At 69.2% G+C, this 23410-nt stretch carries 17 protein-coding genes and 1 tRNA gene; 9 read left to right on the top strand and 9 right to left on the bottom strand.

Annotated features, from left to right (window positions below):
• Positions 1 to 3 precede the first annotated feature (3 nt).
• Positions 4 to 3429, bottom strand: coding sequence for a S8 family serine peptidase (locus NF556_RS19025; protein ID WP_252592760.1), 3426 nt, complete (start codon positions 3427 to 3429; stop codon positions 4 to 6).
• Between the two features lie 88 nt (positions 3430 to 3517).
• On the opposite strand from NF556_RS19025, the gene NF556_RS19020 reads away from it, so the two are divergent.
• On the top strand, positions 3518 to 4495 hold the full coding sequence (locus NF556_RS19020; RefSeq protein WP_252592759.1) for a LuxR C-terminal-related transcriptional regulator: 978 nt from the start codon (positions 3518 to 3520) through the stop codon (positions 4493 to 4495).
• Positions 4496 to 4592: 97 nt separating this feature from the next.
• The gene (locus NF556_RS19015; RefSeq protein WP_252592758.1) at positions 4593 to 5555 is read left to right on the top strand and encodes an NAD-dependent epimerase/dehydratase family protein; all 963 of its coding nucleotides are present in this window, start codon (positions 4593 to 4595) and stop codon (positions 5553 to 5555) included.
• 20 nt (positions 5556 to 5575) lie between these two features.
• On the opposite strand, the gene NF556_RS19010 is transcribed toward NF556_RS19015, so the two are convergent.
• Positions 5576 to 6988 carry a sodium:proton antiporter gene (locus NF556_RS19010; protein WP_252592757.1) on the bottom strand — a complete coding sequence of 471 codons (1413 nt, stop codon included), beginning with the start codon at positions 6986 to 6988 and terminating at the stop codon, positions 5576 to 5578.
• A gap of 149 nt (positions 6989 to 7137) precedes the next feature.
• Here NF556_RS19010 and NF556_RS19005 point away from each other — a divergent pair, with 149 nt between their 5' ends.
• The 3 genes from NF556_RS19005 to NF556_RS18995 all read left to right on the top strand — a co-directional run bounded on the left by NF556_RS19005 (position 7138) and on the right by NF556_RS18995 (position 9852).
• Positions 7138 to 7779: a class I SAM-dependent methyltransferase gene (locus tag NF556_RS19005; RefSeq protein ID WP_252595867.1), complete on the top strand. Its 642-nt coding sequence runs from the start codon at positions 7138 to 7140 to the stop codon at positions 7777 to 7779.
• Positions 7780 to 7880: 101 nt separating this feature from the next.
• A complete protein-coding gene (locus tag NF556_RS19000) occupies positions 7881 to 8387 on the top strand; it encodes a SigE family RNA polymerase sigma factor (protein WP_252592756.1) in 507 nt (168 codons plus the stop codon).
• The gene (locus NF556_RS18995) at positions 8380 to 9852 is read left to right on the top strand and encodes a hypothetical protein (protein ID WP_252592755.1); all 1473 of its coding nucleotides are present in this window, start codon (positions 8380 to 8382) and stop codon (positions 9850 to 9852) included. The genes NF556_RS19000 and NF556_RS18995 overlap by 8 nt, the downstream gene beginning before the upstream one ends.
• 67 nt (positions 9853 to 9919) lie before the next feature.
• Here NF556_RS18995 and NF556_RS18990 read toward each other — a convergent pair whose 3' ends face one another.
• From NF556_RS18990 to NF556_RS18980, 3 genes are all read right to left on the bottom strand, one after another.
• The gene (locus NF556_RS18990; protein ID WP_252592754.1) at positions 9920 to 13723 is read right to left on the bottom strand and encodes a lamin tail domain-containing metallophosphoesterase family protein; all 3804 of its coding nucleotides are present in this window, start codon (positions 13721 to 13723) and stop codon (positions 9920 to 9922) included.
• A gap of 428 nt (positions 13724 to 14151) precedes the next feature.
• Positions 14152 to 14228: transfer RNA gene (locus tag NF556_RS18985), tRNA-Pro, on the bottom strand.
• A gap of 69 nt (positions 14229 to 14297) precedes the next feature.
• Positions 14298 to 15236, bottom strand: a complete 939-nt coding sequence (locus NF556_RS18980) for a metallophosphoesterase (protein WP_252592753.1) — start codon at positions 15234 to 15236, stop codon at positions 14298 to 14300.
• A gap of 58 nt (positions 15237 to 15294) precedes the next feature.
• On the opposite strand from NF556_RS18980, the gene NF556_RS18975 reads away from it, so the two are divergent.
• Positions 15295 to 15759 carry a GatB/YqeY domain-containing protein gene (locus NF556_RS18975; protein WP_252592752.1) on the top strand — a complete coding sequence of 155 codons (465 nt, stop codon included), beginning with the start codon at positions 15295 to 15297 and terminating at the stop codon, positions 15757 to 15759.
• Here the strand turns inward: NF556_RS18975 and NF556_RS18970 are convergent, their stop codons facing one another.
• Genes NF556_RS18970 through NF556_RS18955 form a run of 4 tightly spaced genes read right to left on the bottom strand, consistent with a single transcriptional unit; the run spans position 15760 to position 21181 of the window.
• Entirely contained in the window at positions 15760 to 18177 is a 2418-nt protein-coding gene (locus tag NF556_RS18970) for a penicillin-binding protein (RefSeq protein WP_252592751.1), read from the bottom strand. It lies immediately after the preceding gene.
• A gap of 45 nt (positions 18178 to 18222) precedes the next feature.
• Positions 18223 to 19353 (bottom strand): ArsA family ATPase, encoded by a 1131-nt coding sequence (bagB, locus tag NF556_RS18965; RefSeq protein ID WP_252592750.1) that lies wholly within the window; start codon positions 19351 to 19353, stop codon positions 18223 to 18225.
• Positions 19350 to 20369 carry an ATPase BagA gene (gene bagA, locus NF556_RS18960; protein ID WP_252592749.1) on the bottom strand — a complete coding sequence of 340 codons (1020 nt, stop codon included), beginning with the start codon at positions 20367 to 20369 and terminating at the stop codon, positions 19350 to 19352. Before bagA ends, bagB begins: the two co-directional genes overlap by 4 nt.
• Positions 20366 to 21181: an alpha/beta hydrolase family protein gene (locus NF556_RS18955; RefSeq protein WP_252592748.1), complete on the bottom strand. Its 816-nt coding sequence runs from the start codon at positions 21179 to 21181 to the stop codon at positions 20366 to 20368. The genes bagA and NF556_RS18955 overlap by 4 nt, the downstream gene beginning before the upstream one ends.
• Positions 21182 to 21248: 67 nt before the next feature.
• Here NF556_RS18955 and NF556_RS18950 point away from each other — a divergent pair, with 67 nt between their 5' ends.
• The 3 genes from NF556_RS18950 (at position 21249) to NF556_RS18940 (ending at position 23407) form a co-directional block, all read left to right on the top strand.
• Positions 21249 to 22529: an NAD(P)/FAD-dependent oxidoreductase gene (locus NF556_RS18950; protein WP_252592747.1), complete on the top strand. Its 1281-nt coding sequence runs from the start codon at positions 21249 to 21251 to the stop codon at positions 22527 to 22529.
• A 252-nt stretch (positions 22530 to 22781) separates the two neighbouring features.
• Positions 22782 to 22937: a Sp36 family protein gene (gene sp36 / locus NF556_RS18945; protein WP_247091496.1), complete on the top strand. Its 156-nt coding sequence runs from the start codon at positions 22782 to 22784 to the stop codon at positions 22935 to 22937.
• Complete coding sequence (locus tag NF556_RS18940; RefSeq protein ID WP_252592746.1) at positions 22934 to 23407, top strand: RidA family protein; 474 nt, start codon at positions 22934 to 22936, stop codon at positions 23405 to 23407. The genes sp36 and NF556_RS18940 overlap by 4 nt, the downstream gene beginning before the upstream one ends.
• The last annotated feature ends 3 nt before the right edge of the window (positions 23408 to 23410 follow it).

The raw sequence follows: 23410 nt of genomic DNA, 5'->3' as shown, positions 1-23410 counted from the left end.
GACTCAGTCGACAGTCAGCAGCCGGATCGTGGTCTGCTCGATCTGGTGGCCCACCGCGTCAACGGCCGTGACGCGGAAGGACAGGTGCTCGGCCCCGCGCAGCACCCTGGGGGTGACGAGCGAATGGAAGCTGGTGTCGTCGGTGCGCCGGGTCCGCAGCTCGTGCCAGGTGTCCCCGTCGTCGGAGGACGCGGCCAGCTCGATTCGGGTGATCCGCTCGGCCGAGGCCGTCCCCGTGGAGGGCGTGACCCGCAGATCCATCGCCACCGGCCGGATGCCCACCGTGCCCTCCGGCTCCAGGTCGAAGCCGTAGTCGATGTCGAGCAGCGTCGGGACCGTCGAGTGTCCCTCCCCGTCTTCCGGCGGGCGGGACGCAAACTCCCAGGTGGTCTGGGCGTGGGTGAGGGCGGAGACCTCCCCAGGGACCAGGTCAAGGTCCTGCACCAGACGGAATCGTCCCGGCTGGTCCTGATCGCGGAAGTAGGCGTAGGTGCCCTCGGCGACCCCCAGCGTGGTGCCGTCGGTGTCCTGCAGCTCGAGTCGGGAGTCCAGCACGGTGCTGAGGCCGAGTGGACCGCGGTGCAGGCCATCGCTGAAGCCGGTGGACAGGTAGATCGAGTCCGCGCTGTGCCAGGCTGCACCGAGCACCGGGTGCAGGGTCGGCGCGAACGCGTGGTCCCAGGTCTGTCCAGTGCTTGGGTGCAGATCGTCGGAGCACAACTGCCGGAAGTCGTTGGCTGCTGGGCGCAAGCACTCGATCCAGACATGGTCCTCGGGCAGCGCGAGCAGGACCTCCCGCTCGCCGGGCGTGGCCACCTCGGCCTCGAAGCCGAACCGCGCGCCGATCTGGCCCATCCCGGTGATGGCGGCCACGGCATACGACCCGTCCGATCCGACGGGGTGGAAGGTCTGGTCGACCCTCGGTCGGTCGCCCAGGTCTTGCTTCGTGAGGGTCGGCGTGAGGCCCGCATCGAGGGTGGGCCGGCTGGCGAGCACGTCATAGGCGTCCGCTCCCTGGCCGGTGACCGGGGCGGTGGGCGTGAGCCACCACCGGGTGATGGCCTCGAAAGTGCCGTGCTCGACGGCGGAGGTCGGGGTGTAGCGGATGCGCCCGTCCAGCACGGCCTGCGGGTCGTGGTAGACGATTTCGGCGTAGCCCCGGCCGTCGCCTCGCCGGCTGTAGATGAAGGGCACACCGAGCTCGGGCACCGTGGGATGGCCGGTCACGGAAGCGGGCTCAAGGGGTTGTCCATTCCGGGCATCCAGGACGTATGCCGTGTCCTCCTCGACCGTGAGCGCGGCGGAGCCGGTGATGGTCACCGTGCCCTGGTCGTCTGATGTTCCCGGGGTGAAGACGCGGGCCAGGACCATCCACTCGCCGGCTGGGATGCGGTGGTTGACGTGGCCGTTGGCGTCCGGGTGGAGCCGGATGAAGCCACCCGTGCGGCCGTTGAAGATTGGGATGGTCGGGTCGACACCGATCTGACCGGCCCCAGCCGAGGGATCCCACGGGTCGCCGTTGGCGTCCAGGACCTGCAGGTCGAGCTCATAGCTCTCCGGCTCTAGGTAGGCACCGACCGGGATGCGCAGGCCCTGTCCGCCGTCGGCGGGGTCCAGGGACAGGATGCCCTGCCAGGGGGCGACCGCCAGCAGGTCACGGTCGAGGGTCACGGTGACCTCGGCGGACTCCCCAGCGCCCAGGCTGAGTGATGCGGGGGAGACCGCGATGGCACCCTCCGGAGCGGGCGCGGTCAGCTCGCCCTCTAGGAAGGCGGTCACATCGAGGCTGACCTCCCCAGCGCCGGTGTTGGTGATCACGGTCGTGTCCTGGACCGTGCCCTCGTGGGGCCACTGCAGCACCCCGAAGTCAAGAGAGGGGCGGCTGGTGGTGAGGTGTCCGGTGGTGGCGGCCGCGAGATCAAGTCGGCCAGCCCCATAGGTCCAAGCCGTGTACCACGTGGTGCCGTCACTGGTGCTCATCAGTCGGGCCTTGACCTGCTGAGCGGTCCAGTCCGGGTGCTGCTGGCGGAGCAGTGCAGCGGCTCCGGCGACCACGGGGGAGGCCATCGAGGTGCCGGACTTGGGGGTGTAGAGATCCTCGCCCCGAGCGCCGGCGCGAGCGGCGAGAAGCTCGACGCCGGGAGCGACGAGGTCGGGCTTGAGCAGATAGGTCCCCCAGGTTGGGCCTCGGCTGGAGAAGCTCGCCAGCCGGTCCTCGCTGGTGACTGCGCCGACCGTCAGCGCCGACGGGGACGTTCCGGGTGTGCCGATGGAGTAGGAACCACCCGTGGAACCGCCGCTGTTTCCGGCAGCCGCGACGAACAGGGTGTCCGACTCGGCAACGAGTGCTTCTAGCGCCTGGTCGACCGGATTCTGGCTGTCCGCCGTGCCGGATAGAGACAGGTTGACCACGTCTGCGCCTTCGTCCACGGCCCACTCCATGCCGGCGATGACCCAGGACTCCTGGCCCTCGCCCGTGTCGCCGAGAACCTTGCCGGAGAGGAGGGCGGCCCCCGGCGCGGTGCCCTGCCTCTGGCCGTCATTGCCCGCGCCGCTGCCGGCGGCCAGGGAGGCGACGTGTGTGCCGTGGCCGTTGCGGTCCGTCGCATCGGGGGAGTCGGTGAAGTTCTGCTCCGCTTTGACCTGGCCGATCAGGTCGGGGTGGTCAGCGTCGACCCCACTGTCGAGCACGGCGATGGTGATGCCCTCGCCGTCCAGGTCTAGGTCCCAGGCGGATGGGGCGGAGACCTGCTCGAGATAGTGGTCCAGGGCGGCCGACTCCACGGTGCCGTCCAGCCAGACTTGCGACACTCCCGCATCGGTCAGTGCCTGTGGCATATCGCGGTTGACGGTGTCTCGCTCAGTGCCAGACAGTCCGCTCAGGAAGCCTGCGGAACTCGCCTTGTCCAGGTCACCAGCCACCGCGTTGATGCTGTCCAGCCGCAGGTCTACAGCCAGTCCAGATGCGGCCGACAGCGAGGTGGACATCGCAGTCGAGCTCTCGTGCTGCACGAGGAGTGGGATGCGGTCTGTGGTCGCGTCGTCATAGCCGAGGTCCACCAGGCGCGTGACATTGAACAGGTCAGGGTCCAACACCTCGGGGACGAGTGCGGTGACCGAGTGGGGGATCACGTGCACGCCGTCCTCGTCCTCGAGAAGGGCATAGCCTCGGGAGGGTGCGCCGGAGGCATCAACGACACTGACCTCGGGTTCCTGGTCCGGGTCGGTCGTCGCGTGCAGCGTCACTCGGTCCCCCGTGACCAGAGTGACAGTCGCGTCGGCCAGCCGGTTAGTGTGTTGGTGCTCCTGTTCGGGCTGCGCCGCCACTGGTTGGGGTGCAGCGGCTCCGGTTGGCGCGAGGCCGACAGTCGCGGCGAGAGCAGCACCGGTGAGCAGGCGCAGGCGGGGGAAAGGTCGTTGTCCGGGCATGCTGCTGACCGTAGATTGGCGATGTCCGCAGATAAAGGGATATCAGTGGCTTGATGTCGACATGTCCGGTTCACGCCAGGGAGGGCCTGTGTTGGAGGCCGTGGGTGTCGCTTCCGAGGAGGAGGCGGCCTATCGCGATCTGTTGCACCATCCGGGGAGCACGGTCGTGGAACTGGCCGAGCGGAATGGTCAGGGAGTCGAAGAGGCATTGAAGCTGGTCGCACGGCTGGAGGTGCTGGGGCTGGTGAGCCGCAGCGCCGAGCAGCCACGCCGGTTGATCCCGGCCCGACCGGACGTCGCGGTTGACGTGCTTGTGGCCCGGCGGCGCGCGGAGCTGGACCGTGCCCAGGCGGCAGCGCGGGAACTGGTGACCGAGCTCCGGACCCCCGAGCAGTTGCGGCCGGACAGCGTCATCGAGGTCCTCGCTGGCCGCGGCGCGATCGCCACCCGGTTCGCCCAGCTGTTGACGACAGCACGCGAGGAGGTGCTGGTGCTGGACCGGCCGCCGTATGTCTCGGACTACAGCGAGTCCGATGAGGCGGTGCACACCCAGCTCGCAGCAGGGGTGGCGGTCTATGGCATCTACTCCGGTGAGTCACTGGAGGACGGACCGGGAACCGAAGAGGCTTATCGGGCAGCGGCCGCTGGCGAGCGCTCCCGGTTGCACGCGGACGTGCCGATGAAGCTCGTCGTGGCCGACCGGGAGGTGGCTCTGCTGCCACTGTCGTTGGAGGCGCCGGGGGACAGCGCCCTCGTGGTGCACAGTAGTGCCCTGCTTGATGCGCTCCAGCGAATGTTCTGGCTGCTCTGGGAGCAGGCCGTGCCGATCGTCCCGGGTGATGCTCGTGCGCGCGACGGTGACCACGACCCGCAGTTGCTGACCATGCTGTCAGCGGGGATGAAGGACGAGTCGATCGCCCGCCACCTGGGGGTCAGCAGCCGGACGGTTGGCCGTCGGGTGGCCGAGCTGATGGACCAGCTTGGCGTGCGAACCCGCTTCCAGGCGGGGGTCTACGCCCAGCAGGCGAGAGTTGCTGATCGACCTCGCAACCACCCGTCTGAGTGACTGAACCAAGCGAGAACAGTGCTCTTGCATTGAACCCAGCCATGCTGCATACTCAATGAGAGAGCGATGCTCTCACTTTGATGAGATGAGGAGTCCCATGGGAACCCAGGTGATTTTTGGTGCAGGTCCGGTCGGGCGAGCCCTGGCGAGGGTGTTGCTCGACCGCGGTGATTCGGTGCGGGTGGTGACGCGCAGTGGCTCGGGCATCGCGGGGACCGACCCGGTGGCTGCGGATGCTTCCGACGGCGCCCGCGTGCTGGAGGTCACCGAGGGGGCGGAGGCGATCTACAACTGCATCAACCCGCCCTATCACCGCTGGGCCACCGACTGGCCGCCGATCGCCGAGGCGCTGCTGCGGGCCGCCGAGCGGCACGGAGCGGTGCTGGCCACGACGAGCAACCTCTATGTCTATGGCGAGGTGAGCGCGCCGATGACCGAGGCCACACCCATGGCCTCCACCGGCACCAAGGGGCAGGTCCGCGCGCAGATGTGGACCGAGGCGCTCGCAGCGCACCAGGCCGGCCGGGTGCGGGCCTTTGAGGTGCGGGGCAGTGACTATGTCGGGGGCAGCTCGCTGCTGGGGATGATCGCTCCGGCGCTCGCGAAAGGACGCACCGCCATGGTCCCGGCACCCCTGGACGTCAAGCACACCTGGACCGATGTCCGTGATGTCGCCACGCTGTTGGCCACCGGGGCGCGCGACGAGCGGGCGTGGGGTCGTGCGTGGCACGTGCCCAGCGCCGATCCGCTCACGCTGCGTGAGCTGAGCGCGGTGGCGGCCGACCAGTTGGAGGTCCGGCTCAAGGTGCGCGAGCTCCCGTGGTCAGTGGCCTGGCTCGGGGGTGTCGCCGTGCCGCTGCTGCGTGAGCTCCGCGAGACCCGGCACCAGTTCACCCGCCCGTTCATCCTGGACTCGTCGGCAGCCCAGGAGACCTTCGGCCTCCTGCCCCGGACGGTGGCTGACTCGGTGGCCTACGACCTGGCCGAGCAGGGGTTGGTCCCCGCCGCTCCAGCCGGAACAGCGAGCACCGAGCCGACCGCACCGTCGACCCCGGTCTGAGCTGAGGGCAGGGGTCTGCCCTAGGACGACCCGTCAGCTGCGGCCACAGGATGCTCGTGCGATCTGGCGGCCAGCACCGCGCGGAGCAGGATGGCGCCGGTGATCACGAGTCCGATGATCGTGGTCCACAGCCCGTCGGCGATGAAGATGAGGACCATCGCGACCAGGGTCGGCACCAGATAGATGAACGCCTGGGCGACATAGCCGCCGAAGGAGGGCATCGTCACGCCTGCCCCGTCGGCCACGGCCTTGACCATGAAGTTCGGGCCGTTGCCGATGTAGGTGATGGCACCACAGAAGACGGCGCCCAGGCTGATGGCGATCAGATAGGGCTCATAGATGCCGGTGTCCGCCACGGTCGGTTCGCCGCCCAACTGCGCGGCCATCTCAAAGAAGGTGACATAGGTCGGGGCGTTGTCCAGCACGGAGGACAAACCGCCGGTGAAGATGAAGAAGGTGACCTCGTTGAGCGGCAGCTTGGGCGCGAGCTGGGAGAGGTACTTCAGGGCAGGGATCATCGTCAGGAAGATGCCGATGAAGATCGCGGCGACCTCGAGGATCGGCCCCCACTTGAACTTGTTGTCCGTGAATCGGGCGATCTTGTCGCCCGTGAAATAGGAGACGGCCGCGACGCCGAGCATGACGATCTCGCGCACCGGGATCCAGTCCATGAAGGCCGCGTGACCTTCCTCGATGGCGTGGATGTCGATCGAGGGGGCCAGGGCGACGGCGCCGACGATGACGGCCAGGTAGGCGAAGTTGAGCTTGCCCTTGACGCCCAGCTTGGTCCGGTGGGTCGCGTCGAAACGCAGCGCCTCGGGGCTCTCCTTGGCGTGGTACTTGGAGTCGAGCGCGAAGTACGTCGCCAGCAGCAGGATATTCACGAAGAGCCACATCGGCCACAGCCCGAAGGTCCAGGTGAACGGCACGCCGCGCAGCATGCCCAGGAACAGCGGCGGGTCCCCGAGGGGGGTCAGCAGGCCACCACAGTTGGCCACGATGAAGATCGTGAAGACCACCGTGTGCACGCGGTACTTCCGCTCGTGGTTGGTGTTGAGTAGCGGTCGAATGAGCAGCATCGCCGCGCCCGTGGTGCCGATGAAGGAGGCGATCACGCCACCGAAGGCCAGGAACAGCGTGTTGTTGCGCGGCGTCGCCTCGATGTCTCCCTTGAGGAAGATGCCGCCGGAGACGACGAACAGCGCGAGCAGCAGGGCGATGAACTGGCCATACTCGATGAGGGCGTGCACCACGGCCGAGGTGTCCCCGCCGATGATGAACCAGAGCGCGACCGGCACCCCGAGCACGAGAGCCACGAGCAACTGGACCCGCTGCTTCTCCCATGCCTCAGCCGTGGCCGGGATGAGCGGGGCCAGCGCGATGCACAGGAGCATCGCCACGAACGGCAGAATGCTCCACCACTGGACTTCCATGTCCCTCCGATTCCAGACGACTGGGGTGATGACACCTTAATGACCGCTGCACCGGCCCGCACATCGCCCCGCGCGAGACAGGTCCCTTTCGCCGCAGATCTGACCGCGACTGGGTCCGTCCGCGACCGTGGGAGGGTGGCCTCGTGACGATGGAGCCGGAGATCGTGCAGCGGGCCTACGACACCGTGGCGCGTGACTACGCGCGCGAACTGCCTGACACCCGGGCCGATGCGGGGCTGGATCTGGCCATGCTCGACGAGTTCATCACCCGCGTCGGTGACGGCTCGCTCCTGGACGCAGGGTGTGGCGCGGGCCGCATCACCCGCTATCTTGCAGATCGCGGCTGCGCCGTCGAGGGTGTCGACCTCTCCCCGGGGATGATCCAGCAGGCCCGCGCCGCGCACCCGGATGTGAACTTCGCCGTGGCATCGCTCGAGGACCTCCCACACGAGGACGACAGTTTCGACGGTGTGCTGCTGTGGTATTCGATCATCCACACGCCGCCCGCGCGCCAGCCGGACATCTTCGACGAGGTGGCGCGGGTCCTGCGGCCGGGTGGGCACCTGCTCGTCGGGTTCCAGGCTGGCACCGGTGTGCGGGACGTGTCCGGCGCCTACGGCCGGTTCGGTCACGACGTGGTGCTCGAGCGCTATCTCTTCTCGGCCGATGAGGTCGCCGCCTGGATCGCCGGATCCGGTGGTCGCGAGGTCGCCCGGCTGGTCCGGGCCGCCGACGGTGCAGAGACCCAGGCGCAGGCTGTCGTGCTGGGCCAGTGGGCGGGACAGGACTGACCAGCCCTTGAGCCAGGCCACTCAACCTTTCGCTGGGGCCTCCCGTTGTAGAAGATGAGTCTGTCGCGACAACGACAGACCTGGCGAGGTCGAGGAGAAACATGAAGAAGGCGCACGAGGAGGAGTTCGTGGACTTTGTCCACGGGGTCTCCCCGCGCCTGCTCACCTCGGCCTGGATGCTCTGCGGCGACCCCCACGTCGCCGAGGAGCTGGTGCAGGAGACGCTGGCCAGGGTCTACGTCAACTGGCGCCGGACCCGGGGAGACAACCCCACGGCATACGCCCGTCGTGTGCTGGTCAACCTCAACACCGACCGGTGGCGCAAGGGGCGCCGGGAGGTGCTCACCAGCGAGGTGCCGGAGCACCGCACGAGTCACCTGCCGGGACCCGGCGACCGGGTCGACCTGGGCCTCGACCTCATCCGTGCGCTGGACACGCTGGCTCGTCGGGAGCGCGAGTGCGTGGTCCTGCGCCACTACCTGGACGTGTCTGAGAAGGACGCCGCGGCAACGCTCGGCGTCTCGGTCGGCACCGTCAAGAGCTCAACCTCTCGTGGACTGGCTGCGCTGCGCGCCGTCCTCAACGAAGGAGAACCGACTCATGTCTGATCGTCACGACACCACAGATCACGAGGAGGGCGGTGCGCTCGGCCTGCTCGAGCGAGCGGGCGAGCTCTCTCCGCAGATGAGCGTGCGTCCTGAGGCAGTCCTCGCTGCTGGGCGCCACAAGGTGCGGCGCCGGCGCACCTCCGCCGTCGGCGCAGGAGCCGTCGCGCTCGCGATGGCCGGAGCACTGTGGGTCGGCGGACCACTCGACCAGTTCACCGACTCCGAGACCATGGCGCCGGCGTCCATCAGCTGGCACAACGGTGTCGACGTCGACCTGTTCGACAACCAACCGCACCCCACCGAGGCGGGCCGCACCCACTGGACCGGTGAGTTGCGCAGCGCCGAGGGCGATGCCCTGCCGGAGCTCGTCCTCACTCAGGACGGCAAAGAACTTGACCCGATCCCGGCCGAGGACGGCCCGGGGGATGTCATGGTCTTCCGGACCGAGGGTCTCTCCGTGGCCGCGTGGCAGCGGCCCGCCGGCAGCATCGGCGAGGCGCCGGTGTGGACGCCGGGCTACGAGGCCAGCCAGGGCAGTTCGATCGAGATCGGTGATGCCGAGCTGAAATACAGCGCCGCCGAGTTCGTCCCCGGCGCGACCGGCGAGCTCCAGGAGCTCTACTGGTTCAGCCAGGACGCCGCGCACGCGGCCAGCGGGGCTGAGGTGAGCAGCGCGGTCCTAAGAGACGGCGACACGAGCGCGGTCGTGCTGGCGGACGAGGCCCGGGCCACCTGGGGCATGGTCAATGCACGGGAGCCAGCGGACAACTTCGTCCACATGGATCCCATGACGTTTGACAGCGGATTGACGGGTTGGGTGACTGCTGAATCGGCGAGCGCGTCGGCAGGCTCTGGGCCCGTGCTGCCGAATGCTTCCATCGGGCTGCTCCCACCGGGGGCGGAGCTGCAGGAGCCGGACGACGGGGTCACCCAGGTGCACGCCGAGATCGGTTCGCACACGGCGGTGCTCGCCTCGAAGCCGACCAGCACCTACGCCCCAGCGATTCGCTTCTCGCTCGACGGGAGTGAGCACACCCTGCGCTCCTACGCGGCCGGGGCACAGCGCGTCACGGCCGGAGGCAAGAGCGTGCAGGTGGACGCCATGCCGGACGGGCTGCAGCTCCTTGTCGGTGCGGGCGAGTTCGCGGTCGTCCCGGACGAGGAACTCGACGGTGATCGTGCCCTGGTCGGTGCCGTCGGTGGCGGCCAGATCGTGGTGGTGCCCGGCTGGGAGCCGGAGGCCGATGTGGCCGACCTGCGCGTCCAGAGTGCCGGGGAGTGGCTGCCGGTCGACTCGGCGCTCTCGATGAGCTCATTCACCGGTGAGCCCCTGACGGTCCTCGGGCTGGACGCCGGCACGCTGGCCGAGGACGCGACCGTTGAAGGTGTTGGGGTCGTCGACGGCGACCAGGTCGCACCTCACGAGCCGAAGGGCGGGCTCAACACCCTCGACCTCGACCTCTGACACAACGACAGAACGCCCCGGGCTGACCTGAGATCAGGTCGGCACCGGGGCGTTCGTCACGGATGCGTCAGCCGAGCAGGTCCAGGACCGCCTCGGCCTGCCCGCGCAGGTCCTCCCGGGCCTCGTCGGAGATGCTGCCCGGACGCTTGGTGATGTCCAGGTGTCGGACGAAGCGCTCCAGCGCCGAGACGGACTGGTCGGTGCGACCAGCAGCCAGGTGGCGCTGAGCCTGATCCAGGGTGTTGCCGAGCTGCTTGTCGCTGGGCCTGGTCACGTCACCGGAGGCGATGTAGTCCTCCAGGGTGGCGTCCAGGGCCGCCAGAGCGGCCTCCGGGTCCTGATCCGCGGCCTCGAGCACCGTGGGCTCGGAGCGGACGACGTTGCCGTCGGTGTCGGTCACGGTGGCGAACCAGAGCTGGTCGGCGTCCGACTCCGGCAGGGACACCGGCACCTCGGCACCCGGCGTCGTCGACTCGGTCGCCACCACGGTGGACGGCCCGGTCAGCGACCACCCGGTCGAGGTGATGCTGGTCGAGCGCAGCAGGTGCACGCCGACGACAAACTCATCGTCGGCAGCGTCATAGCGTGCGGCCTCCCCGCGGAAGGCCGGCTCGTCATAGCGCCACGCCTCGAAGCTGTCCAGCGTCGGGGAGTAGGCGTTGACGGCCATCAGCGCTGCGTCGATGTCGAACTGCAGGAGCCGCTGGAAGCCGGTGTCCCGGTCCAACAGGTCGCTGCGCACCACGGTCGGGTCGTCCAGCAGGGTCGAGCGATAGCCCTGATAGTCGGCCAGCATCTCAACGACCGTGCGCCCGGTGCTGCCGACGTTCTCGACCGCAGTGGCCCCACCGGAGACGTGGTTGACGGGGGAGCGCTCACCGGTCACCGGGTCCGCGATGTAGGTCGAGGTGCCGTGGTAGTGCCCACCGAAGACCAGGAAGACGTTGTCGTTGGGGGCGACCACGCGCTCCCACATGTCGTCGGCGTTGCCCTGATAGCGCAGGTCGCTGTTGTCCCGCACGCCGCTGGTGTGCAGGTAGGAGTGCGTCGCCAAGATCACGTTGTGGTCCGGGTGCGCCGCGGCCTGCTCCGAGGCCCAGTCCATCATCTCCAGGCTCGGACGGTAGGGCAGCGACACCACGAGGAAGTCGATCCCGGAGGCCGAGAAGTAATCGGTGTGCGCCGCGTTGTCGCCCTCGGCCCAGGCCTGGCCGTACCAGGGCTTGTCGTCATACATCTCCACCGGGAAGTAGTCGTTGTACTTCTCGTTGTCGTGGCCCCACATGTTGTCGTGGTTGCCCGGCAGCACCCCGTTGGGGATCTCCGCGTCGTTGATCATCGTCATGATGTCCTGCGCCGCCTGGAACTCCCGGTCGGCCCGCTCGGGGGCGTGGTTGCCGTTCATCCAGTTCTCGATGATGTCGCCGGTATGCGAGTTGTAGCCGATCTTGCGGGCGTCGGCGTTGGCGACCACCCAGGTGGCCATCTGCCGGAAGACGTCCCGGAACCCCTCGGCATAGAACTGGGTGTCGGTCATGTGGTTGATCGCCACGTCATAGCTGCCGGGATTGGCGAAGGCCTGGTCGGTCACCCCGATCTCGTCGATCAGGCCACCCTGGGTGCGGGGCCCGTCCATGACCATGACGTATGCCGTGTCGCCGGTGATCTCGTCGCTCGCCACGTCTGCGGCGAGGGTGAGGTCGCCGTCAGCGGAGGGCACTCGTGCGTCAGCGACGCGCCAGGCCTCGTCCTTGGGCTGCCACACGAGCAGCTGCAACTCGTTGCGGGCCTGGGCCGTGCCGGACCAGACGAACTCGCTCTCGCTATCGGCCGGCACCTCGAAGCGCAGGTAGGGATAGCTGCCAGTCGTGCCCTCGGCGACCGGCGCCGTAATGTCCTCGACGACCTGCTCGTCGGTGCCCTCCAGGGTGGTCGGCACCGGCACGTCGCTGACGCCCGAGTGGACGACGGCACCCTCGGTGCCGAGCTCGTCGGCGGTGCTGACCTCGATGTCGAGGGTGGTGCCGCCCTCGTCCTCGGTCGTGACGGTCACCTCGTGGCCCTCGCCCGCGACGGCGGGGGAGCCGGGGATGTGGTTGGTGTCGACGGTGACCGGGTCGAGCTCACCGTCCAGCGGCACGGTCGGGTCGACGTAGGTGGCGTCCTCCAGCACGCCGGGCGTGCGCGGGGTGACGACATAGTCGAGCTCGTTGTCGCCGAGGAACTGGGCCCGGGTGTAGCTCTCACCCTCGTCGTTCTTGGTCCAGTCACGGGCCTGCTCGCCGAGGCGGCACGGGGTGTAGTTGTCATCGTTGATGTCATAGGCCGCGAAGGCGTCGACCAGAGAGGCGTCGGCGTCGGTGATGTACATGCCGTAGCCGTCGGTCTGGTTCAGGCCGGTGCCGTAGGTTCCGTCAGCCATCTCCTGGAGCGATGCCGGGGCGCTGTCGGAGACCCCGAGGTAGGTCTCGCCGGGCGCCAGCGTGATGTCGCCGAGGTCGGCGATCTGGGCGGAGGCTCCGACCCCGGGTTGGCCGGTGCCGTAGCAGCGGTAGGCGCTCCACCCGGCGAGGTTGACGGGCTGGTCGCCGTAGTTGCCGAGCTCGAAGAACTCATCACCACCGCCAGCGGGTCCAGCAGCCACGACCTCGCTGATGCGCACGTCCTGGAAGCCGGTGAAGGTCGGTGCCGGGGCGTAGTCGGTGTCCGCGTCCTCGACGCCCGGGGTGCGGGTGGCGGTGACGATGAAGTCGCTGCTGTTGTCGCCGGTGTCGCTGACCCGCTGGAAGGTCGTGGAGTCGAAGTGGTTCAGCCGCTCGCCGATCGGGGCACCGTCCGTGCACGGGGAGTTGCGGTTCGAGTAGGCGCCGACCCGGTCCACGATCTCGTCCTGCGGGGTGAACAGGACCGCACCGAAGTCCCGCCAGTGCATGGCGGTGCCGTAGGTGACGTCGGCCTGGTCCGCATACGCCCCGCCGCTGCGGGCCGCCAGATAGCTCTGGCCCGGCGCGAGCACCGCGTCCTCGGGGAAGGCACTGACCTGGAGATACTGCGAGCCGTTCGCACCGCAGCGGAACAGCTGATAGTCGGTCATGTCGACCGACTCGTCGCCGTAGTTGGTGATCTCGACGTACTGGTCGAGGCTGCTGCCGGCCCCGCCGCTGTTGAGCTCGGAGAAGCGCAGGCCGTTGTCCACGCGCGGCACGTCCTGCTCGGTGGCGTTCGGGGTGTCGACCGTGCGCGGGGCGATCACCCAGTCGCTCTCCAGGTCACCGGTGTTGCCGACGCGCTGGTGGGACTCGTCGAGGCGGTGCTGCAGCCCGCGCTGGAGCCACTCACCGTCGTTGGTCTTGCAGTCGGTGGTGACGTCCTCGTGGTAGAAGCCGATCGCGTCCCGGCGCTGGCCGTCGGCGTCCTGGATGAAGGCGCCGAAGCCGAAGGAGTGCAGATTGGTGGCGTAGGTCGCATCCCCCTCGTAGTCGGAGTCCTCGGCCACGGCGGTGAACTGGTCACCAGGTGCCAGGACGGTCCCGTCCTCCACGACGGCCTGCGGGCCGTAACCGCTGCCGGCCTGACCGCAGCGGAAGATCTGCCATCCGGAGATGTCCATCGCGTCGTCGCCGTAGTTGGTCAGCTCAATGAAGTTCTGGCCGCCGTCTCGGTTGGATTGCAGCGTCGCGCCCTGGCCACCGGCAGCGACCTCGCTGATCAGGACCGGGCTGGGTTCGATGTCGAACCGTGCCGGGAGCACGGTGCTGGCAGCGGTGGGCGTGATCATCGTGGCGGGCAGGGCCAGTGCGGCGAGTGCCGCGAGGCCCGTGCGCCAGGTGGCCAGTGAGCCGAGGCGGGAAGGTCTCTTCTTCGGTGACAAGACGGGTTTCCTCTCGTGACGAGCCGGGCCCATCTTTGGGCGCGCGGCAGGGGTCGTTGTGCCCCCGCGCTGACGTTGCCCCGGCCAGGTGACGTTCATGAGGAGCAGGGTTCGACCAGAGATGAACAGCACAAGACGGCCCCCAACTGACCGAGCGCGCGGTGTGGCGAGATTTCTGGTGACCGAGCGCGCGGTGGCCGGTCTCGTCACCGGCTTCGGTCCGTCCTGGTGTGCAGGTGAACGCATCATTCACGGAACTTCGCGAATCAGTGTGAAGGATCCGTGCACTTGCACCGGTGGCGGACCGGTGGCGGACCGTTGGCGGACCGGTGGCGGACCGGTGGCGGGACCGTGGCAGATCGGTGGCAGGACGGGCGAGCTGCTGTCCCGAAGGTGACAAATCGCCGCAGGTCAGTGACCTGCGGCGATGGTCGGGGTGACAGGATTTGAACCTGCGACCTCTTCGTCCCGAACGAAGCGCGCTACCAAGCTGCGCCACACCCCGTGGCTCGTGTCGTGCGACACGCAGCGTCGGCAATGTTAACCCAGCGTGAGGCGCTGCACCGAATCGACCTCAGACAAGCGTCAGCAGTGTGGCCTCGGGGCGGCAGGCCAGGCGGAAGGGCGAATAGGGCGAGGCGCCCAGCCCGGCGGACACCTCGAGCCAGGACGCATCTGCAGGAGCGGCGGAGGACGGGGCGGTGGCCGGGGAGGAACCGGCGCCCGGCCACCAGCGGGACAGACCCTTGGCGCGGCCCGTGTCGAGGTCGCAGTTGGTGACCAGGGCACCGTGGAAGGGCACACAGACCTGCCCGCCGTGGGTGTGGCCGGCCAGGATCAGCGGAGCACCATCGGCGGCCATCGCGTCGAGGATCCGTTGGTAGGGCGCGTGCGTCACGCCGATGAGCAGGTCGGTGTCCCGGGCCGCGGGTCCGGCCGCCAGGTCATAGCGATCGCGCTCTAGGTGGGGGTCGTCGACACCGATGAACTCCAGGCGCAGCCCCCGGACCGTCAGCGTGCCGCGGCCATTGTTCAGGTCGAGCCACCCGGCCCCGGTGAAGCCGTCGACCAGGTCCTGGGTGGGCAGCCGCTGGGGTGTGAGCTTCTCGCCGCGCTCGTGGCTGTCGTTGAAATAGCGCAACGGATTCTTCAGCGTCGGGGGGAAGTAGTCGTTGCTGCCCAGCACGAAGACCCCAGGAACCTCTAGGAGGTCGCGGTAGGTGTCGAGCACGGCAGGCACCGCGTCCTGGTGAGCCAGGTTGTCGCCGGTGGTGATGACCAGGTCCGGCTTCAGGGCGGCAAGAGAGCGCACCCAGTCCTGTTTGGCCCGCTGACCGGGCACCAGATGGAGGTCGGACAGGTGCAGCACCCGCAGGGGGTCGGCGCCGCCCGGCAGGACCGGCACCTCAAACTCGCGCAGCGCGAACGCGCGAGGCTCGACCAGCGTGCTCCAGGCGAGCACCCCGGCCCCGAGCCCGACCAGACCAGCTGCACCTCGGCATACGGAGTTCACGCCCTGATCATCGCAAACCGCGGCGGTTGCGACGTCGGTGCGGTGAGAGACTGGGCCCATGACCGAGCAGACAGCACTCAAGGACACCCTCCAGCGCGACTTGCACGACGCGATGCGCGCCCGGGACAAGGTCCGCTCGATGACGCTGCGGATGGCGCTGACCGCGATCTCCAACGAGGAGGTTGCCGGCACCCAGGCCCGCGTGTTGACCGACGACGAGGTGCTCAAGGTTCTGACCAAGGAGGCCAAGAAGCGCCGCGAGGCCTCCGAGGCCTACGTCGGCGCGGGGCGCCAGGAGCTGGCCGACCAGGAGGAGGCCGAGCTCGTCGTGCTCGAGGCCTACCTGCCCGAGCAGCTCGACGACGCGGCGCTTGACGAGTTGGCCACAGCGGCCGTCGCGGAGGTGGGTGCCACCGGGATGCAGCAGATGGGCCAGGTCATGAAGGTGCTGCAGCCGCGGGTCGCCGGTCGCGCTGAGGGTGGCCGGATCGCCGCGGCAGTGAAGCGGGCCCTCAGCGCCTGATCAGTCGTCGTCGTCGGAGGACGACGACCACCCGCCGCTGGAGACGTAGATGTGAACCGTCTTGCCGGCCTTCATCATGGTGCCCTCGCTCGGTGAGGTGTAGAGCACCGTGCCTTCCGGCTGGCTCGAGCGACGCTCATGGTCCTCGGTGAGGAAGCCCTCCGAGCCCAGGGTGCGGATGGCGTCCTCCAGAGACTGACCCTCGACGTCCGGCACGGGACGGTCCTTGCCATAGGTGATCTCGTTGGACGGCTCGTCGAAGTCTTCGACCGGCTCGCCCTCGAGCGCGCTGTCCATGATGTCCTTCCACAGCACAGCCGCGAGCTTTGAGCCATAGAACCATCCGTCGATGGTGTGCTCCCCGAGGGTGAAGTCCTTCAGGTCGCCGTCATACTTGGCGCCCGGGCTGCCGATCCAGACCGCGGTGGACAGTTGCGGGGTGTAGCCGGCGAACCAGGTGTGCTTGCTCTCGTCCGCGGTGCCGGTCTTGCCACCAGCCGGGCGGTCGTCGGCCAGGACGGCACGGAAGCCGGAGCCCGGCAGGCTGACAACCTCCTGCATCAGCTCGGCGGTGCCAGCGGCCACGTCGGGGTCGATCACCTGCTCGCACCCGGGCAGGTTCAGCGGGATCTCCTTGCCGCTGGAGTCTGTGATCTTGGTGACGGGCACGGGCGGGCAGTAGAGGCCACCGGAGGCGATCGTGGCGTAGGACGTCGCGACCGTCAGCGGGCTGGCGTTGTCCGCGCCCAGCACGAAGGTGGGTGCCACGCTGGCCGGGCCGGCGCCGTAGGCCTCGCCCGAGGCGGCGTGCAGGCCCATCTCGGTCATCGTGTCGCGGATGTTGCAGGTGCCGACCTGGGAGGCCAGCGTCGCGAAGGCGGTGTTGATCGAGGACATCGTGGCCTTGCGCAGGGTGACCGAGGTCTCGTGGTTGGCGCCCTCGGCGTTGCGCACGGCCCACTCTGGCGAGCCGATGCTGCACCCCTCCTGGAAGTCCTCGGGCGTGAAGATCACGGCTGGCTGGGTGTCGCCCTCGGGGTGTGAGCCGGGTTTGTTGGGGTCGCGCCAGTTGCCCTCGTCGTCGACCTGCACGGCCTTGCGGAGGGTGAGGGCGGCCTCGATCGGCACGCCGGTCTCCAGGGCGGTGACGAGGGTGAAGGCCTTGGCGACCGAGCCGATCTGGAAGCCCTCGCTGCCGCCATACCGGCTGTCGACGCTCCAGTTGACCGAGGTCTCGCTGAACCGGTCCTGCGACTCCTCGATGTTGTAGTCCGAGCTCTGCCCGAAGGCGAGCACGTGCCCCGTGCCCGGCTCGACCATCGCACCGGCCGAGGCCAGCTTGTACTCGTTGCCCGGAGGGGCATACTCCTTGGTCCGCTTGTTGATCAGGTCGGACATCGCGGGCTCCAGCGTGGTGGTGATCGTCAGGCCGCCGGTGGTCAGCAGCGTCTCGCGCTCCTCGCGCGTCTCGCCCAGGGCGTCGTGCTGCAGCAGCCACTCGGTGACGTAGTCACAGAAGTAGGGGTGCGCCGAGTTCATGCAGGAGCGCTGGCTGTCGGTGACGTTGAGCTTGATCTCGGACTCGCGGGCCTTGGTCCACTCGCTCTCGGTGATCATGCCCTGCTGATACATCTTGTCGAGCACCACATTGCGCCGCGCCAGGGAGTTCTCGGGGTCGTTGATCGGGTCGGTGATGCTCGGGGCGCGCACGATGCCGGCCAGCGTCGCCGCCTCGGGCAGGTTGAGATCGATCGCGTTGACGCCGAAGTAGTGGCGCGCGGCCGCCTCGACGCCGAAGACGCGGTCGCCGTAGTAGGCGAGGTTGAGATAGCCCTCGAGGATCTCGTCCTTGGTCAGCCGCTGCTCCAGGGTGACGGCGTATTTGAGCTCGCGCAGTTTGCGGACGTAACCCTCGATGCCGCTGCGGGCCCGCAGAGAGTTGAGAGCCTCGCTGTCCTCCTCCTGCAGCGCCTCCTGCTCGAGGCGCAGCTTGACGTATTGCTGGGTGAGCGTCGAGCCACCCTGCGTGCTCTCAGAGGTCGCGTTGCTGACCAGGGCCCGCGTCAGCGCGCGGACGTCCATGCCTCCGTGGTCATAGAAGCGCTCGTCCTCGATCGCCACCTGCGCCTGCTTCATGAACGGTGAGATCTCGTCCAGCCCGACCAGGATGCGGTTCTCCTGGGCGGGCGTGGCGATCAGGTTGCCGTTGGCGGTCTGGATGCGTGACTGCTGGGCCAGCGGGTTCTGCTCCAGGTCGCCGGGCAGTTCCTCGAACATCCCGACGCCCTCGCGTGCAGCGGTGCCACCGGCCCCGATGACGGGCAGCAACAGGCCCGCACCGATGAGTCCCATCAGCAGCGAGATCGCCAAAAACGCCCCGAGCAGGGACGTCACGCGGGCAAGGGTGGTGGCACGCATGGACTCCAGACTACCGGCGCACCCTGGGAATCACGGTTTTCGGAATCACGGTGTGCTGAGCGCCTCGGCGACGCGGCGCAGGGCGGGCAGGTCGGCGATGTCGGCCCCGGCCAGGGGCACCTGGACGGTCGCCAACCGTGGGTGGGCGGCGGCGGTGTCGCGGATCAGTCGGCGGTGGCGGGCGGCGATCTCGGCCTGGTCTGCGTGGGCGCGCAGCACGGCGGCGGTATGCCGATCGCCGGACTCCTCGAGGGACTGCGCCGCATCTCGGGCCCGGTCAGCAGAGATCCGGGCGCGTGACACGGCGACGCGGTTGAGCACCAGCCCGGCCAGCGGCATCTTGTCCTTGGCCAGGCGCTGGACGAAGAACCCGGCCTCGCGCAGGGCGTCGCGCTCGGGGGTGGCGACGACCACGAACTGGGTGCCGGGGGCCTGCAGCAACCGATAGGTCTCGTCAGCGCGGGCGCGGAACCCGCCGAAGACGGTGTCCATGGCGGCCACGAAGGTGCTGACGTCGAGCAGGAACTGTTTGCCCAGCAGTTTGCCGAGGGTGGCCGACGCCACGGACATCCCGACCCCGATCGCTCGGGCGCCGATCCGCCCGCCTGCGCGCGCCGGTGCACTGATCAGCCGGATGAATTTCCCGTCCAGGAACGAGCCGAGGCGCTTGGGGGCATCAAGGAAGTCCAGGGCCGAGCGCGACGGCGGGGTGTCCACGACGATCAGGTCCCAGCTGTCCTCGGCGAGCGCCTGGGCCCGCAGCTGACCGAGGCGCTCCATGGCCATGTATTCCTGCGTCCCCGCGAACGATGACGACACCGCCTGATAGACCGAGTTGTCCAGGATCTGCTGGGCCGTCTCGGGGTCGGCATGAGTGAGCACCACCTCGTCGAAGGTGCGCTTCATGTCGAGCATCATCGCGTCGAGCGAGCCGCCCGCAGAGGTGTCGACGCCGACGACGGGCCGGGGGGTGTTGTCCAGCTCGGTGAGGCCGAGGGCCTGCGCGAGGCGGCGGGCCGGGTCGATGGTCAACACGACGACCCGGCGTCCCCGCTCGGCCGCGTGCAGCGCGAGGGCAGCGGCCGTGGTCGTCTTGCCGACACCCCCGGAGCCGCAGCACACCACCACCGAGGTGGCCGGGTCCTCGAGCAGAGCGCCCAGATCCAGGTCGGTCATGAGCCCACCCCCTGGGCCGCGAGCTCGGCAGCCAGTCGGCGCACCGCATCGGGGCCGACCCCGTCGAGCAGGTGCGGCAGGGTCAGCACCGGCCGCCCGGCAGCGACCACGGAGTCCTCGAGGGAGGTCTCCAGGTCGCGGCGGGCCACGGCGTCGGCGGCGGTCTGCACGAGACCCTCGATCATCGTGGGGGAGGTGCGGATGCCGACTGACTCCAGCTGCTCGGTCAGCACGGACGGGTCGGGCTCGCGGTCGGCGACCAGGTCGACCGACGCGCGGACCTCGGCGTCGCGGGCCTGGTTGACGATGAGGGTCCCGACCCGCAGGCTGTCGTCGGTGAGGGACTCGACCGCGTCAAGGGTCTCCTGGACCGGCAGTTGCTCCAGCAGCGTGACCAGGTGCACGAGCGTCGTGTCGGAGTGCAGCAACTGGTGGATCGAGTCGGCCTGGTTGCGGATCGGCCCGACCCTGGCCAGGTCGGCCAGCTGTCCGGTGACGTCGAGGAAACGTCCCACCCGGCCGGTCGGCGGGGCGTCCAGCACGACCGCGTCATAGGCCGGTGGCTCGTCGGGGCGGCTCCGCCTGCCCGGGGCGCGACCGGAGGCGGTGCGCCGCACGGACTCATAGATCTTGCCGCCGATCAGCACGTCCCGGACGCCGGGCGCGATGGTCGTGGCGAACTCGATGGCACCCATCTTGTGCAGCAGGTCGCCGGCGCGGCCGAGGCGATAGAACAGGCGCAGATACTCCACCAGCGCCGCCCCCGCCTCGATCGACAGACCCCAGACCTCACCGCCGTCCAGCCCGGAGGAGACCTCGATCTCCTGTGTGCCCAGCGGCGCGACGTCGAGCACCTGGCTGATGCCCTGTCGCTCCTCGGTCTCCACGAGCAGCACCCGCTGGCCATCCTGGGCGAGCGCGGTCGCCAGGGCCGCGGCCACCGTCGTCTTGCCGGTGCCGCCCTTGCCCGTGACGATGTGCAGTCGCGGGGACCCCTCACCGCCGTGCCAGGTCATGATGTCGACTCGGGTGACGACGTCTCGTGCCGCGCCGACCCGCGGGTTGCCGCCCTGGGGTGCGATGTGCTGAGTGCGCCAAGGTGCTCGAGCAGGACGGGCCACGCGCTCGACTCGGGGTCGATCAGGTCGAAGTGGTCGGTGTCCTCGAGCACGGTCAGGGTGTCGCGCCCCGGCGTGCCGCACTGGGTCATCCACGACTCCGAGACGGCCAGCGGCACCCGATCATCGGCGTCCCCGTGCACCAGGGCGACCGTGCTGGGGGTCGGGCCGAGGTCCATCGGGTCGGCCCCGAGGAAGGGGGCGTCGTGCCAGTCGGTGCCACCCATCAGGTCATCGGCCGCGCCGTCGTCGAGGCCGAGGCGGCCGATCATCCGCAGGTCCAGGCACCCGGCCAGGCTCACCGCGCCGAGCAGCCCGGCCCCTTCGGGACGGTGCAACAGCCACACCGCCAGATGACCACCCGCCGAGTGGCCGACCAGCACGGTCGGCTCCGGCAGGGTGTCGTCGGCGCGGATGGCGGTCAGCGCCGCAGCGAGGTCGCTGCCGGGTCCCGGCCAGGTGCCGCCGGGCATCCCGGTGCGGCGATACTCGGGCAGCGCCACCGTGAGGCCGGCATCGGCCAGTGCCGTGGCCAACGGTCGCAGGTGAGCGCGGTCCCACTGCGCCCGCCAGAACCCCCCGTGCACCAGGACCACGGTGACCTCCGCTGCGGGACCCAGCCACACGTCATACAGGTCGGTGGTGGTTGGTCCGAACGTCACGGTGCGGTCCGGCTCACGCGAAGCACGGGTCAGGACATCACGGGACACGAGGACCATTCTGTCGCAGTCGCGGGCCACCTGTCGCCCGAGCGCCTTGGGTTGGTACGGTCCGAGCATGGCAATGTCGCCGCTGAGCAAGGCTGCTCCTGAGCATGTGATCGTCGTCGGGGCCGGCATGGTGGGTCTGTCCACCGCCTGGTTCCTCCAGCAGCGGGGGGTGCAGGTCACCGTCCTTGAGCGTTCGGCGGTCGCCGCTGGGGCCTCGTGGGGCAACGCCGGGTGGATCACGCCGGCGATGGCGATCCCGCTGGCCGAGCCCGCGGTCCTCAAATACGGCATGAAGGCAGTGCTCGATCCCTCCGCGCCGCTGCACGTGCCGATCAGTCTCGACCCGCCCCTGTGGAGCTTCCTGCTGCGCTTCGCGGCCCGCTGCACCGGCCCGACCTGGCGCAAGACGATGGCCGCCCTCGCCCCGCTCAACATTGCCGCCCTGGATGCCTATGACGAGCTGGAGACCGACCCCGGGATGCACGCGGCGCTGCGCAGCGGGCCGATCCTGGCCGCCTTCCAGGAGGGCGAGCACGCCGACGGGCTGCTCCTCGAGTTCGACCACATCCGCGAGGCTGGGCTCGAGCTGGAGGCCAGCGACGTGCCGCTGTCGCAGCTGGCCGAGCTGGCGCCGGTGGTCTCCTCCAACGTCAGCCGGGCCATCCGGATCGACGGTCAGCGGTTCATGAACCCCGGGGCGTATGTCGCGGCGCTGGCTGACGCGGTCCGCTCCCGTGGGGGTGAGGTCAGGGAGGGTGCCGACGTGCGCGGCCTGCGGCACGGGCCCGGTGGCATCTTCGTCGACCTGGTCGGTGCCGCCCCGGTGCACGGGGACGCCGTGGTGCTGGCCACCGGTGCCTGGCTGCCCACGCTGGCCAAGCAGTATGGCGTGCGCACCAGTCTGCGGGCCGGTCGCGGCTATTCGTTCTCGGTGTCTCAGCCCACCGACGGCAAGCAGGTGAACAACCCGATCTACTTCCCCTATGAGCGGATCGTGTGCACCCCGCTGGGCGACACCGGCCGGATCCGGATGGGCGGGACGATGGAGTTCCAGCCGACGGACGCACCGCTCTATCCGCAGCGCATCGAGTCGATCGTCGAGAACGCCATGCCGCTGGTCGAGGGACTGGACCTGTCCGACCGTCAGGACGAGTGGGTCGGCGCCCGTCCGGTGACCGTCGACGGGCTGCCCCTGGTCGGCCCGACGAAGGCCCCCGGTGTCTGGGTGCACGGCGGACACGGCATGTGGGGCATGTGCCAGGGCCCGGCCACCGCGCGGCTGCTGGCCGAGCAGATCGTCACCGGCCGCGCCCCCGACGCCCTCCGCCCCCTGACCCCCACCCGCTAACCGCCCCCCACACATTCGACCGAGCGCGTGGTGTGGCGCTCTCAGCCCCGACTGAGCGCGTGGTGTGGTGCTCTCAGCCCCGACTGAGCGCGTGGTGTGGCGAGATCTGACTCCCACTGTGCGCGTGGTGTGGTGCTCTCAGCCCCGACCGAGCGCGCGAGCAGCTGAGGATCCTGGCCACCGAGCGCATGGTGGAAGAACGTGGCCGCGACGCCCTGTCGGTCCGCGGGGCAGGGTCGCTAGAGTCGTGCCATGGCCAACTGGGAATACGCAACCGTGCCGCTCATCGTGCACGCCACCAAGCAGATCCTCGACCAGTGGGGGGAGGACGGCTGGGAGCTCGTCCAGGTCCTCCAGGGTCCGGACGGCGGCAACCTCGTCGCCTATCTGAAGCGAGAGAAGGCATGAGCGCCGTCGAGGAGCGCCTGGCCGCGCTGGGGCACACGGTGCCCGAGGTCGTGCCACCGGTCGCCGCCTACGTCCCCGCCCTCCAGCAGGGCGAGCTCGTCTACACCTCCGGTCAGCTGCCGATGGTGGACGGCGCGCTGGCTGGCACGGGCAAGGTCGGTGAGGGCGAGGGCCTGGTCGACCCCGACGAGGCCAAGCGGCTCGCGGGCCTGTGCGCCCTCAACGCGATCGCTGCCGTCAAGTCGCTCGTCGGTGACCTGGACAAGGTCACCCGCGTCGTCAAGGTTGTCGGCTTCGTGGCCAGCGACCCGTCCTTCACCGGTCAGCCCGGCGTCATCAACGGCGCGAGCGAGCTGCTCGGCGAGGCCTTCGGAGACGCGGGCATCCACGCCCGCTCCGCCGTGGGCGTGGCCGTGCTCCCGCTGGACACCCCCGTCGAGGTGGAGATCACTGTCGCGGTCTCGGCCTGAGCC

Source organism: Ornithinimicrobium faecis (genome assembly GCF_023923225.1).
GTDB lineage: Bacteria > Actinomycetota > Actinomycetes > Actinomycetales > Dermatophilaceae > Ornithinicoccus > Ornithinicoccus faecis.
This window is presented reverse-complemented; position numbering and strand designations above follow the sequence as displayed.